Origin of the sequence: Falsiroseomonas stagni DSM 19981, assembly GCF_900114315.1 — a bacterium.
Taxonomy (GTDB): domain Bacteria; phylum Pseudomonadota; class Alphaproteobacteria; order Acetobacterales; family Acetobacteraceae; genus Falsiroseomonas; species Falsiroseomonas stagni.
Genome location: NZ_FOSQ01000003.1, coordinates 414,881 through 427,706 on the forward strand (window position 1 = coordinate 414,881; position 12,826 = coordinate 427,706).

Annotated in this window: 12 protein-coding genes; 8 read left to right on the plus strand and 4 right to left on the minus strand. The window is 68.6% G+C overall.

Annotation, left to right across the window (positions count from 1 at the left end; all coding sequences use genetic code 11):
* Positions 1-239: 239 nt before the first annotated feature.
* The gene (locus BM041_RS29980; RefSeq protein ID WP_139226037.1) at positions 240-1,874 is read left to right on the plus strand and encodes an RNA-directed DNA polymerase; all 1,635 of its coding nucleotides are present in this window, start codon (positions 240-242) and stop codon (positions 1,872-1,874) included.
* A 54-nt stretch (positions 1,875-1,928) separates the two neighbouring features.
* Here BM041_RS29980 and BM041_RS12235 read toward each other — a convergent pair whose 3' ends face one another.
* The 3 genes from BM041_RS12235 to BM041_RS31810 form a co-directional block, all read right to left on the minus strand.
* Entirely contained in the window at positions 1,929-2,231 is a 303-nt protein-coding gene (locus BM041_RS12235) for a hypothetical protein (RefSeq protein WP_092959736.1), read from the minus strand.
* 96 nt (positions 2,232-2,327) lie between these two features.
* The gene (locus tag BM041_RS12240) at positions 2,328-3,716 is read right to left on the minus strand and encodes an MBOAT family O-acyltransferase (protein WP_092959738.1); all 1,389 of its coding nucleotides are present in this window, start codon (positions 3,714-3,716) and stop codon (positions 2,328-2,330) included.
* Between the two features lie 9 nt (positions 3,717-3,725).
* Positions 3,726-5,036 carry a GDSL-type esterase/lipase family protein gene (locus tag BM041_RS31810; protein ID WP_139226038.1) on the minus strand — a complete coding sequence of 437 codons (1,311 nt, stop codon included), beginning with the start codon at positions 5,034-5,036 and terminating at the stop codon, positions 3,726-3,728.
* A 100-nt stretch (positions 5,037-5,136) separates the two neighbouring features.
* Between BM041_RS31810 and BM041_RS12250 the strand changes: the two genes are divergently transcribed.
* From BM041_RS12250 to BM041_RS12265, 4 genes are all read left to right on the plus strand, one after another.
* Positions 5,137-5,961 (plus strand): DUF459 domain-containing protein, encoded by an 825-nt coding sequence (locus BM041_RS12250; protein WP_092959742.1) that lies wholly within the window; start codon positions 5,137-5,139, stop codon positions 5,959-5,961.
* Positions 5,962-6,028: 67 nt separating this feature from the next.
* Entirely contained in the window at positions 6,029-7,000 is a 972-nt protein-coding gene (locus tag BM041_RS12255; RefSeq protein ID WP_175533887.1) for a Bug family tripartite tricarboxylate transporter substrate binding protein, read from the plus strand.
* Between the two features lie 32 nt (positions 7,001-7,032).
* On the plus strand, positions 7,033-7,668 hold the full coding sequence (locus tag BM041_RS12260; protein WP_092959746.1) for an MORN repeat-containing protein: 636 nt from the start codon (positions 7,033-7,035) through the stop codon (positions 7,666-7,668).
* Complete coding sequence (locus tag BM041_RS12265) at positions 7,659-8,909, plus strand: amidohydrolase (RefSeq protein ID WP_245762046.1); 1,251 nt, start codon at positions 7,659-7,661, stop codon at positions 8,907-8,909. Before BM041_RS12260 ends, BM041_RS12265 begins: the two co-directional genes overlap by 10 nt.
* A 30-nt stretch (positions 8,910-8,939) precedes the next feature.
* Here the strand turns inward: BM041_RS12265 and BM041_RS30550 are convergent, their stop codons facing one another.
* Positions 8,940-9,161, minus strand: coding sequence for a hypothetical protein (locus BM041_RS30550; RefSeq protein ID WP_092959747.1), 222 nt, complete (start codon positions 9,159-9,161; stop codon positions 8,940-8,942).
* Between the two features lie 133 nt (positions 9,162-9,294).
* On the opposite strand from BM041_RS30550, the gene BM041_RS12275 reads away from it, so the two are divergent.
* The 3 genes from BM041_RS12275 (at position 9,295) to BM041_RS12285 (ending at position 12,824) form a co-directional block, all read left to right on the plus strand.
* Complete coding sequence (locus BM041_RS12275) at positions 9,295-10,278, plus strand: Bug family tripartite tricarboxylate transporter substrate binding protein (protein ID WP_092959749.1); 984 nt, start codon at positions 9,295-9,297, stop codon at positions 10,276-10,278.
* Positions 10,279-10,290: 12 nt separating this feature from the next.
* A complete protein-coding gene (locus BM041_RS12280; protein WP_092959751.1) occupies positions 10,291-11,517 on the plus strand; it encodes an acyl-CoA dehydrogenase family protein in 1,227 nt (408 codons plus the stop codon).
* A 167-nt stretch (positions 11,518-11,684) separates the two neighbouring features.
* Complete coding sequence (locus tag BM041_RS12285; RefSeq protein WP_092959753.1) at positions 11,685-12,824, plus strand: acyl-CoA dehydrogenase family protein; 1,140 nt, start codon at positions 11,685-11,687, stop codon at positions 12,822-12,824.
* Positions 12,825-12,826: the final 2 nt, after the last annotated feature.

The following is a 12,826-nucleotide window of genomic DNA, read 5'->3' on the forward strand; positions in this document are numbered from 1 at the left end:
TATCGTCAGCTGTCGTTAGCCATTGCACTGCTGGCCGGGAGGTTGATGAGCTTTTTTTGCTTTCGGACTTAATGGCGGGGTAAAGATCTTAAATTTTTGTGAGGCGATAAGCATGGAGTTGGCGAGCATTATTTTCACGGCGGGTTCGTTGGAACGCGAGGCGTTGGTTCTTCGGCAATTCGAGTGGCGCGTTGAGATATCCAGCTTTTTTGGCAGGGCGATTTGGCGCGGTGATTGCCGTGGATGAGAAGGAAGATAAATCTCTTTGCCCATCAGCGGCTAGAATAATTAGCCTGATCGGGCGGGGCTACTTCCCAACCGAGTTGCCGCCACCGTTCACAAGTGCACGCTACGCAAAGCACGCCATAGCATTCACTGAACGATGGGATGGTCAAAAAATAAGAAAATTCTGGACGCGTCCGGAAAATTACAGTGTGCCTCGATATGGCCATGCTCGCCGCATGCTTTCTATTGTCAATCCAATTAATCAGCTTCATGTTTCTGATTTAATTGGAAAAAATTGGCTCGAAATAAAAAAGAGAATTGCGCGGTCAACGATAAGCGAATTTGATCCGCAGATAGTTCTGGTGGGCAATACGCGCGCAGTGACGGGAGTTAATTTTGATGGCGTGGCGCGTCGGCGCGCTGAAATCCTCGGCGCCTACGGTCGCTATGTAAGAACTGACGTTGCTCGATTCTATCCATCAATTTATACTCACGCGATCCCTTGGGCGATTTTGGGCAAAGAGTACGTTAAGGCGAATCAAAACAATAGCGATTTTAAAACCTCTTTCGGCAACCTTCTCGATAAAGCCGTCGCGGCTGGTCAGCAAGGGCAAACGGTCGGTATACCCATAGGTCCTGACACTTCGCGCATTGTCTCTGAGCTAATTGCATCAGAAGTCGAGGCAATCGCGCATACGCAAATTCGCAACCTAGAGCACCGCGCGGTGCGTTATGTTGATGATATGCTTATAGGGCTGCATGAGACCGAAACCCCTTCGGCTGTTTTGTCGGCGTTGTCCAATGCACTTTATGAGTTCGAGTTAGAACTGAACGCCGACAAAACTTCTACCCATGGAATAGGGGCCAGCCACTCACCAGAATGGATACATTACATAAGAACATTTGATTTAAATCAGAAAAAATCACGCCAGCGAGACGATCTCGACTCTTATTTCGAACAAATATTCCATCTCGCTGATTCACACCCGAAGGACAATGTTGTCCTATTCGCTGCGAAGCGCGCGGCTAGCTTTACCGTCGACCAAACTAACATGTCTCATCTTGTCCGATGGCTGCTTTACGCAGCGCGTCGAGCGCCTAGTTGTCTGAGCTTCATAGTTGAGCATTTGTCTGCCATTAGTGTGGAAGATTTTATGTCTGATAATGAGATTAAAGCTTATATCTTGCAACAGCTTCCCCGTAAGGCTGAAGCTGTACATACTCATGAGGTTGCGTGGCTTCTCTTTTGGGCTCGGGAGATGCGTTTGAGTTTGCCAAGTACTGTTATGGGGAAAATTACGGATCTGCGTAGTTCGGTAGTTGCAATGCTCACTCTCGATCTAATGCAAAATAATCTCATTGCTGGCGAGATAGATATTTCTGCTTGGAGGGCGTCAGCCACTGCCGAAGGATTGCGTTCAGGGTTATGGCTCGTGGCCTATGAAGCTACAAAAAGGGAGTGGTGGCCCATGCGCCAAGCCTCTGGCTTCGTGTCCGGGCACCAATTTTTCGGAGATATTTGGGAAAGAAATATTTATTTCTACGATCCCGCCAAGAAAATTCGCAGCAAATCCAATTCAAGTTTTTCGCTAAACATAGATTCAGGGAGTGGCTTCAGCTTCGGTAGTTATCCAGATGTCAGATTGTGACCGAAGGGCAGCGAAACATTTATTTTTTGCGCGACTTCGAAGTCTTTCGCTAAATCACCCTCGCCCCGCCGACAGCACCCCCCGCACCGTCTCCACTACCATCGGCACGCCGATGGCCTGCATCGCGCCGTCCCACACTTCCGCCACAGCGATGACGGTTTCCGTCCCCGCCACCACGGGCAGCCCGTAGGCGGCGTCCAGTATTTCGGGGGATCGGCCCGCCGCCATTACCACCAGCGCGATGCCAACTGCCAAGGTGACGCCGCCCGCGCTTCGGGTGGCACTGTGGGGGGAGAAGTCGTCCGGCACGCCGCGGGGGGCGGGGGTGTCGGCGGTGTGGAGCCAGGGTTGGCGCATCGTTTCCTCGCTCGGTCCTTCAATCTCGCGGTCCAGGGTCCCGTTGGACCCTGGCGGGGGGTTCAGGGGGGCGGCGCCCCCCTGCGCTGAGCAAAGTCAGAACTGGAAGTAGATGAACGGCGCCACGCCTTCCGGCGCCGCCAGCAGGATGCCCAGCAGCAGCGCGCCGAAGACCAGGCCGAGCAGCGCCGGGTGGAGTGGTGCCAATACCGCTTCGCTGCGCTGGCGGAGGTCGGCGGGCAGGAAGTGGAGCGCGAGGCCCAGCGCCACGAAGGCGAGCAGGCGCCAGGTCCAGGCCTCGCTCGGCATTTCCACGTCGACCAGGCCGGCGGCCATGGTGCCGACGGTGGCGAGGTCCGGGGCGCGGAACAGCACGAAGGCGGCGACGACGATGTGGAAGGTGATGGCCCAGCGCAGGATGCGCCCTACCCAGCCGGACGGCACGGCGCGGAGGCCGAGGGCGCGTTCGATGACGAGGGCGGCGCCGTGCAGGGCGCCCCAGGCGACGAAGGTCCAGGCGGCGCCGTGCCAGATGCCGCCGAGCACCATGGTGAGCATCAGGTTGCGGGCGGTGCGGCCCTCGGTCCCGCGGCTGCCACCGAGCGGCTTGTAGAGGTAGTCGCGCAGCCAGGTGGAGAGGGAGATGTGCCAGCGGCGCCAGAACTCGGAGAGGGAGAGGGCGCGGAAGGGCTGGTCGAAATTCTTCGGGAAATGGTAGCCGAGCAGCGCGGCCAGGCCGATCGCGATGTCGGAATAGCCGGAGAAGTCGCACCAGATCTGGATGGTGTAGCCATAGGCCGCGAGCGCGATGTCGAACGGGCCGTAGGAGGCGGGGTCGCGGAAGACGGGGTCGACGATGCCCGTCGCGATCTCATTCGCCAGGACCATCTTCTTGAAGAGGCCGCCGAGGATGAGGAGGCCGCCCATGGCGAGGGGCACGCGCCAGCGGTCTGGCAGGGCGGCGACCTGGGGCAGGAAGTGGGCGGCGCGGACGATGGGCCCGGCGGCGAGGTGCGGGAAGAAGGTGAGGTAGACGAGGACGTTCAGCGGCGATCGCTCGGCCGCGACGTCGCCGCGGCGGACATCGACCATGTAGGAGATGGCCTGGAAGCAGTAGAAGCTGATGCCGACGGGCAGCAGGATCTCCGGCGCCGGCAGGGGCGGGAAGCCGAGTGAGACGGCGAGGGGCGTTGCCTCCCGCAGCAGGAAGCCCGTGTATTTGAAGTAGGCGAGCCAGCCGAGCGTGCCGCCGACGCCGAGGATGAGCCAGTTCTCGTCATCGCGGACCTTGAGGCCGATGGCCCAGGCGAAGAGGCCGATGGCGAGGAGGGCGGCGCAGAAGGGGATGCTCCAGAAGCCGTAGAAGGCCAGGCTGGCGACCAGCAGGAAGGGCCGCACCAGCGCGGGCGCGGCGCGGACCAGCAGCCAGTGGGTGGCGAAGACCACGGCGAAGAACAGGGCGAAGATGCCTGTCGGGAAGAGCATGGCGGGTGGTCAGGCTCCGGTGGCGCGGGGGGCGATGCCGGCGCCGTGCAGGATGGCGGCGTGGAGTTTCTCGGCCGTCAGGCGGTAGCCGTCGGGCGTGAAGTGCACGAGGTCCCGCTGCATCAGGGGGGGCGAGGCGGCGGCGAGGGCGGGGAGGCGGCAGGCATCGCGGGTGACTTCCGCCGACCAGTCGAAGAAGCCGGCGCGGGTCTGTTCCACGGCGCGGCGCTGCGCGGCCTTGACGGTGGCGAGCGAGACGAGGGGGGTGACGCCGCCGCAGCCGGTCGCGGGGCGCGCGGGCTGGCCGGGGCGGCGCGGGGCTGGGCGGGCGGGGCGGCCGGCATCGGGGGCGCCCATCAGCATGATGCCGCTCCGCGGCAGGGCGGTGCGCAGGGCGCGGATGCGGCGCGCCAGGGCGGCGGCATAGGCATCGGCGTCGAGGTCGCGGTCCGTCGCCTCGTTGGTCCCGTATTCCAGGATCACCAGGGCGGGGGGCGTGAGGGCGAGTTCGCGGGCGAGGATGGAGGGGTCGCGGTTGTCGAGGGTGGAGAGGGTGGCGCCGTTGATGCCGAAGGCCTCCACCAGCACGCCGCGGCCGCGGCGGTCGATGCCCCAGCCCAGCAGCTCCACCGGCCCGTCGCCGAGGAGTTCCAGCGCCATCTCCTTGGTGCCGGGGGAGACGTCGTAGCGCATCTGGCGCAGGTCGGGCGCGGGGGTGGCGGTGGCGTGGGGGGCATCGGGCGTGCCGGCGGCGCGCAGGCGGAAACTGCCGGAGGAAGGGCCGGTGGCGAGCGTCAGGCTGATGCGGTCGAAGCCGCGGGGGTCGGTGGTGCGGAGCGTCAGCGTATCGCCGGCCCGCGCGCCGGTCAGGCGGTAGCCGGTCAGGCCGAAGGGGCCGGGGCTGGTGGAGCGCAGCGCGTTGCGTGCCTCCCATTCGCCGTTCTGGGCGATGAAGAGGCCGGCGGGGTTCCAGAATCGCTGCGCGCGGGCGGGGGGCAGGCGGCCATGGCCGATGGCGCCGTAGCGGGACTGGAACAAGTCGCGCAGGCGTTCGGAGAGGATGGGGCCGGCGGCGTGGCTGTCGCCGAGGATGAGGACCAGGGCGCGGCCCTCCGCCCCGGCTTCGAGGGCGCGGAGCGCATGGCCCAGGGGGGCGAAGGGATCGGGGCCGGCGGCGGGGGGGAGAAGGCCCTCGAAGGCCGGGTCGGGGGGCAGGGCGAGGCCCTCCGCCCAGCGGGCGGCCTCGGCCGGGCTGGCCGGGCGGTCGCCCGTCTCCCGCCCGCAGGCGGCCAGCAGCGCACCGAGGCCGAACGTCGTCATCAGGCGCCGTCGGGCGAACATTGAGGCTGGCTGGTCCTTACCGATTAACCCTCTGCATGATATAGCCGATTCACGCCACACGCGAAGTCGGAGTGCCTGCATGCGGGCTGAATGGTGCCGAAACGGCCAGACGCGGCGAAACAGCCTGCTGGGCGCCGCCGCTGGCCTGTTCTCACTTTCCGTTCCGCGTCTCACGCAGGCGGCAACGCCCCCCGCGCCGGGGGCGACAGCACCGGCCGGCGGGGTGGTGGAGCGCAATACGCCGCCGCGGGTGGATTTGCTGTTCTGCGGGGACAGCCTGGCGCAGGGGATGTTCCTGTCGCTCCAGCCCGCGATGCGGCGGCGTGAGACGCTGCGCATCATCAACGGCACGCTGCACGCCACCGGGGTGACGCGCGGCGACGAATATGACTGGACCGCGGTGTCGCGGGACCTGGTGCAGCGGCACCGGCCGCACCTGGTGGTGTTCTGGATCGGCGCCAACGACTTCCGCCCGATGGTGCTGCGGTCCATGCGGGCGCGCTATCCCTTCGGCACGGCCGCCTTCGCGGAGCTCTATGGCCAGCGCGTGGCGGAGATGGTGGGCAATGCCGTGCAGGGCGGCGCGCGGGCCGTGTGGCTCGGCCTGCCCAACATGCGGGAGAGCCAGTTCGCCGGCGCGGCGCGGCAGTTGAACGCGATCCAGCAGGCGGCGGCGGAAGGGGCGGGGGCGGTGTTCCTGCCGACCTGGGAGGCCACCAGCGACGCGCAGGGCCGCTACATGCCGGCGGTGGCGCTGGAACGGTCCGTGCAGACGATGCGGGCGGAGGATGGGGTGCATTTCACCCATTTCGGCTACCGCCGCATCGCCAGCCTGCTGTTCGACGCCGCCGGCCAGCGCTTCCCCGAACTGGCCCCCTGCCTCGGGCGGGTCAGCGAGGCCTGAAGCACGCGCTTGCCGACCCGAGGCGCCGCTTCCATCATTGCGCCGATGGGATGAGGGGGCGCGGGCGATGATCGGGCGGCGAAGCCTCGGCATGATGGCGGCAAGCCTGCCGATGGGGGGCCTGTCCATGGCGGCCCTGGCGCAGGGCAGCGCCCGACCGGTGCGCATCCTGGTGCCCTTCCCCGGCGGCGGCACCATGGACCTGGTCGCGCGGCTCTTCGCGCCGACCATCGGGCCGATGCTCGGCGCGCCCATCGTCATCGACAACCGGCCGGGCGGCGGCACCGTGATCGCGACCCAGGAAGCCGCGCGGGCGGCGCCGGATGGCACGACGCTGCTGATGGCCTCCAACTCCTTCACCATCAACCCCTTCATCCAGCGCAGCCTGCCCTATGACGGGGAACGCGACTTCGCGCCGCTGGCGCATGTGGCGGTGCTGCCGCACATGCTGGTGGTGCATCCCTCCCTCGGCGTGCGGGACCTGGCGGGGCTGGTGGCGCTGTCGCGCAGCCGGCCGGGGGGGCTGAGCTACGCCACCTATGGCACCGGCACGTCGAACCACCTCAGCACCGAATTGCTGAAGGCGCGCACGGGGGGCGACTTCACCCATGTGCCCTATCGCGGGTCGGGCCAGTGGCTGCCGGACCTGCTGGAGGGGCGGGTGCACATGGTGCTCGGCATCCTGGCGGAGGTGGTGCCCCCGGTGCGGGAGGGGCGGCTGGTGCCGATCGCGCTGGCGCATGGGCAGCGCCTGGCGGCGGCGCCCGATGTGGCCACCTTCGCGGAACTCGGGATGGCGGATTTCTCCTCCAATTCCTGGTTCGGCTTCTTCACCAATGCGGCGGTGCCGGAGGCGCAGCGGGCGCGGCTGGAGGAGGCGGTGCGCGCGCCCCTGGCGCAGCCCGCCGTCAGGACCCGCTTCGGCGAATTGTGGATCGAGCCGACCGGCCAGGGCGCCGCCGACTTCGCCGCCTTCCTGCGCGCCGAACGCGCGCAATACGCGGAAGCGGTGCGCCTGGCCGGGCTGCAGCCGCAATAGGGCGCGCGGGGACGGGGCTGGACAGGGGCTTGATGACCATGCGGTCACTGATCGGGGCGGCCTTCCTGTGGGGCCTGGCGGCCATGCCCGCCGCCGGCCAGCCCCGCCCCGAACCGCCGCCGCCGGAGGCGCTGGCAGCCCCCGGCCGGCCCGGCTGGATGGTCGATGCCCGGCAGGGCTGCTGGCTGTGGAACGCCGCGCCGCGGGCGGGGGAGACGGCCAGCTGGTTCGGCGACTGCCCCGCCGGCCCGGCGGAGGGCCGGGGCAGCGCCGAGTTCCGCGCGCCGGCCGACGGCGCCGGCCCGGCGATCCGCTACATCGGTGCGATGCGGAACGGAAGGCCGGACGGCATGGGCCAGGCCCGCGGCGCGGCCGGCGATGGCTATGCCGGCGAATGGCGCGCCGGGCTGCCGCATGGCTTCGGCATCCTGATCGCGGCGAATGGGGACCATTTCGAGGGCGCCTGGCAGGATGGCCGCCGCGCCGGCCCCGGCGCCCAGGTCTTCGCCAATGGCGACCGCTTCGAAGGCGCCTGGCAGGACGACCGGCCGCATGGCTATGGCCGCGCCGTGCTGGGGGGCGTCGAGCATAGCGGCCTCTGGACCGAGGGCTGCCTGCGCGATCCGGCCGGCGGCACCGTCGCGCTGGGGCGGGCGGCGTGTCCGTAGCGGCGGGCGGGCAGGACGAGACCTTCTGGGCGGAACTGCGCGCCTGGCGCCGCGACTTCCACGCGCATCCCGAAATGGGGTTCGAGGAGCACCGCACCAGCCGCCTGGTGGCGGAACGTCTGCGCGGCTTCGGCATCGCCGATGTGGTGGAGGGCGTGGGCGGCACCGGCGTGGTCGCGACGATCACGCGCGGCAGCGGCAATCGCTGCATCGCGCTGCGCGCCGACATGGACGCGCTGCGCATCACGGAGGATTCCGCGCTGCCCTACCGGTCGCGCAACCCCGGCGTGATGCATGCCTGCGGCCATGACGGGCACACCACCATGCTGCTGGGCGCGGCGCGCATCCTGGCGGCGGAAGGCGGCTTCGACGGCACGGTGCGCTTCATCTTCCAGCCCGCGGAGGAATGGGGGAAGGGCGCGCTGGCCATGCTGGCCGACGGGCTGATGGCGCGCTTCCCCTTCGACGAGATCCACGGGCTGCACAACCAGCCCGGCCTGCCCCTCGGCGCCTTCCGCACCCGCGCCGGCGCGGTGATGTCGGCGGAGGACAATTTCGAGATCCTGCTGCGCGGCCTGGGTGGCCATGCCTCCCGCCCGCAGGAGGGGCGGGAGGTGCTGGTGGCGGCCTGCGCGCTGGTGCTGAACCTGCAGGCCATCGTCGCCCGCCGCGTGGCGCCGACCGAGACGGCGGTGGTGTCCGTCACCGAACTCCTCACCGATGGCACGCGCAACGCGCTGCCCGGCACGGCGCGCATCCTGGGCGATGCGCGCAGCTTCGACCCGGCGGTGAGCGCCACGATCGAGGCGGAGATGCGAAGGATCGCCGCCGGGACCGCCGCCGCGCATGGCGTCGATCACGCCGTGACCTACACGCGCGAATTCATCCCCACGATCAACGATGCCGAGGCGACGGCGGCGGCGCTGGCGGCGGCGCGCCAGGTGTTCGGGGATGCGCAGGTGGCGGAGGCCGCGGCGCCGCATACGGCATCCGAGGATTTCGCGCGCTTCCTGGCGCAGGTGCCGGGCTGCTTCGCCTTCATCGGCAATGGCGAAGCCTCCCGCCCCCTGCACAATCCCGGCTACGACTTCAACGACGACGCGCTGCCGGATGGCACGCGCTTCCTGGTGCGGATCGCGCGGAACCGGCTGCCGGGCGCGGATGTCGGCGCGGCGGACCAGGGCCTGGAGGCGCGCCGCCCCCGATCGCAGGAAGGCGTCGAATTCCGCCGGCGTGGGTGATCCGTGCAGGGAGCCGGGAACGATCTGCGTTCAGATGGAATCGTCTGAACGCATTTCCTGCGCTGGATTCGAATGCTTCCGCAGCCTGCCAGGGTCGAAGCGCGTGCCGACACGCTCGATCACTGCCTGCACGTCGTCGCGCGGATGATGCGCGCGGGAGCATATCGGCCAGGCCCTGAGGCGCGGTCCCATGCCGAGGATCGACCCGTCCCGCCCCGCATGGAGCGGCCTGTCGCGGTCGATCTCCGTCATGGCGCGCGGTTGGTAGGGAAGGCTACCCATCGGCTTGACAAGCGTCGAGCGGGGCAAACAACAATACCCCCGCGCCGATCCTGATGATGGACCGGGTGCCGCCGGTGGCGGCCAATCAAGGGGAGGGCGCGGCATGAAGCGCGGATGCTTGCTGATCGGATCGCTGATCGGCTGTCTTGGATGGCTGGCGGCGACGCTGCCGGCCGCCGCGCAGACCGCGCCCTGGCCCACGCGGCCGCTGCGCCTCATCGTTCCCTTCGCGCCGGGCGCCACGGCGGACCTGCTGGGGCGCATGGTCGGGCAGCGGCTCAACGAGGAACTCGGCCAGCCCGTGGTGGTGGAGAACCGCGCCGGCGCGGGTGCCACGCTGGGCAGCCAGGTCGTCGCGCAGGCGGCGCCGGATGGCTACACGCTGCTGCTGTCCAACGCCGCATCGCAGGGCACGGCGCCGGCGATGGGGCGCGTGCCCTACGACCCCGTCGCGGATTTCGCGCATGTCGCGCTGGTCGGCACCATCGCGCAGTACCTGGTCGTCAATCCCGCGGTGCCGGCGCGGGACCTGGCATCCTTCATCGCCCTCGTCCGCGCCCATCCCGGCCGCTACAACCTTGGCACCGCCGGCAACGGATCCATCGGCCATTTCGCCGGCGCGCTGTTCATGTCCCGCGCGCAGCTCGACATGGTGATCGTCCCCTATGGCGGCACCGCGCCGGCCACGCGGGACCTGCTGGCGGGCAATGTCCATGCCGTGTTTCAGAACGCGCCGGAGGCAGGCCCGCATGTCCGCGACAACCGCCTGCGCCTGCTGGCCGTGACGGGAGAGGCGCGGGAGGAGGATTTCCCGCAGGTGCCGACCTTCGTCGAAGGCGGCTTTCCCGGTTTCGTGAACTACACCTGGTACGGCCTGTCCGCGCCGCGCGGCACGCCGGATGCGGTGGTGCAGCGGCTGAACGCCGCGATGCTGCGGGCGCTTGCGACACCCGCCATGCGCGACACGCTGCGCAACATCGGCGTCATGGCGGGCCACACCACCCCCGCGCAATACACCGCATTCGTGGCGGCGGAGGTGGCCAAGTTCACGCGCCTGGCGCAATCCACCGGCATCAGGGCTGAATGAGGAAGCGGCAGCATGGAATTCGCCTTCGACGCCCGGGAAGATTCGCTGCGGCGTGAGGTGCAGGCCTTCATCGCGGAGGAGCTGACGGCAGCGATCCGCGAGGATATCGATGCCGGTGAACTCGGCGTGCAGTTCGGCCCCATCGCCACCGCCTTCTTCGACAAGGTGCGCGCCCGCGGCTGGACCGGTGTTTCGTGGCCGGTGGAATATGGCGGCCAGGGCCGCACCGCGATGGACCAGTTCATCATCGAGGAGGAGTTCGGCCGCGCGGGCCTGCGCATCGGTGGCGCCGGCACCGGCGCGCCCGCCATCCTGGCCAGCGGGACGGAGGAGCAGAAGCGCGCCTTCGTGCCGGGCTGCATCCGCGGCGACATCATCTTCGCGCAGGGCTACAGCGAACCGGGATGCGGCACCGACCTGGCCGGCATCCAGTGCCGCGCCACGCGCGTCGGCGACACCTATGTGATCCGCGGCCAGAAGACCTTCATGACCTCGGCCCATGTGGCGACGCATATCTTCCTGATGGTGCGCACCGACCCGGCCTCCAGGCGCCATGCGGGGCTGTCGATCCTGCTGGTGCCGATCGATGCCGCGGGCATCACCATCCGCCCGCTCTGGACCATCCAGAACGACCCGGTCGCGCCCCGCGGCACCACCTATGGCGAGAACCGCACCAACGAGGTGTTCTTCGACGATGTCGTCGTCCCCGCCTCCTGCCTGCTGGGGGAGGAGGGGGATGGCTGGAACGTCGCGCAGCGCGGGCTCAGCATCGATCGCGTCGGCGCGCGCCGCTACCTCATGTCCGTCCTGCGGGACGAGGATATCGTCAACTGGCTGAAGAAGGACGAGGCGCCGAACCGGGCGCTGCGCGCGGACCCCGTGGTGCGCGACAAGGTGGCGGAGCTGTGGATCGAGGGGCAGGTCTGCCGCCTGTTGACCATGCGCAGCATGACCATCGCGCGGCGCGGCGGCGACTTCGTGCACGAGGCCTCCGCCGAGAAGGTCTTCGCGCCGGAACATGGCGTGCGCGCGACGGAGGCGATCGGCCAGATCCTGGGCCCGCATGCGCAGCTGCTGAGTTCGTCGCCGGAAGCGGTGGAGGAGGGCGTCTTCGCGCACAACCTGCTCGGCGCCTTCCAGTCCACCATCAACCACGGCAGCGTGCAGGTCATGCGCGACCAGATCGCGCGCAAGGGACTCGGCCTGCCACGGCCGGGCAAGCGCGGAGAGACCGTTTGAGAACGCTGGCGGCTGAGGGTTCGCGAGGGATTTTTCGGCCCTGGCAGGAGCCGGGCGCGGCCGATGCTGGTTGCATCGGCAAGCCGGGCGACGAACCAGGGGCGGAAAAGCCCAGCGAAACCGACCCGCCAGTCTTCTCAAACGGTCTCTGAGGCAGGGGAACCACCATGGACGTCCTGCCCGATGAGGATGAGGCCGCCATCCAGGCGACCGCGGAAGACTTCCTTGCCGCCGAATGCACGCCCGCGCTGGTGCGCGCTGCCGAACGGGATGCGGCGCGCTGGTCGCCCGCGCTGTTCGCACGCATCGCGGAACTCGGCTGGCTGCGGCTCTGCCTGCCGGAGGAGGATGGCGGGGACGGGCTGCCGCTGACGCATCTGGCGGTGCTGTTCGACGTGCTGGGCCGCCACCTGGCCCCCGTGCCGATGCATGGCACGATGGTCGGCGCCATCACGCTGGCGCGCTGCGGCACGCCGGCGCAGCGCGCCATCCTGCCGGCGGTCGGGCGGGGGGAGGCGCGGATCGCACTCGCCATCCAGGAAGCCGATGGAAGCTGGTCCGCCGATGCGCTGGCCCTGCGCGGGCGGCGGGAGGGGGATGGCATCATCCTCGATGGTGCGAAATCCTTCGTCGATGGTTTCCGCGAAAGCACCCACGCCATCGCGGCCTTCCTGCTGGATGGCGCGCCGGCGCTGGCGCTGCTGGAGAGCGATGCGCCGGGCCTGTCGGCGACGGATCTGGTGACGACGGCGAAGGACAGCAGCGCATCGCTGGTCTTCGATGGCGTCCGCGTGCCGGCATCCCGCATCATCGCGGGCGCGGCGCCGCTGCGGCTGTTGATGGACCTGGCCGCCGCCTTCCTGGCCGCGCAGATGGCGGGCGCGGCGCGGCGGGCGACGGAACGCGCGGCGGATTACGCGAAGGACCGCGTGGCCTTCGGCCAGCCCATCGGCGCCTTCCAGGCCATCCAGCACATGGCGGCGGACATGCTGATCGGCGCGGAGGGCGCGCAGCTTCTGGCGCGGGAGGCGATCTGGCGGCTGGGGGAGGGCCTGCCCGCGACGGTGGAGGCCGCGCAGGCCAAGGCCTTCGCGAACGAGAAATGCCTGGCCGCCTGCCGGTCCGCGCAGCAGATCCATGGCGGCATCGGCTTCATCGAGGTGCATGACCAGCAGCTCTGGTACCGCCGCGTCGCGGCCTGGGCGCATCGCTGCGGCACCGCGCGCGAACACCGCCGCACCGTCGCCGCCGCGCTGCTGGACCAGCAGGGGCCCGTGCGGCTCGACGTTCCTCTCGTGGCGGAATGACC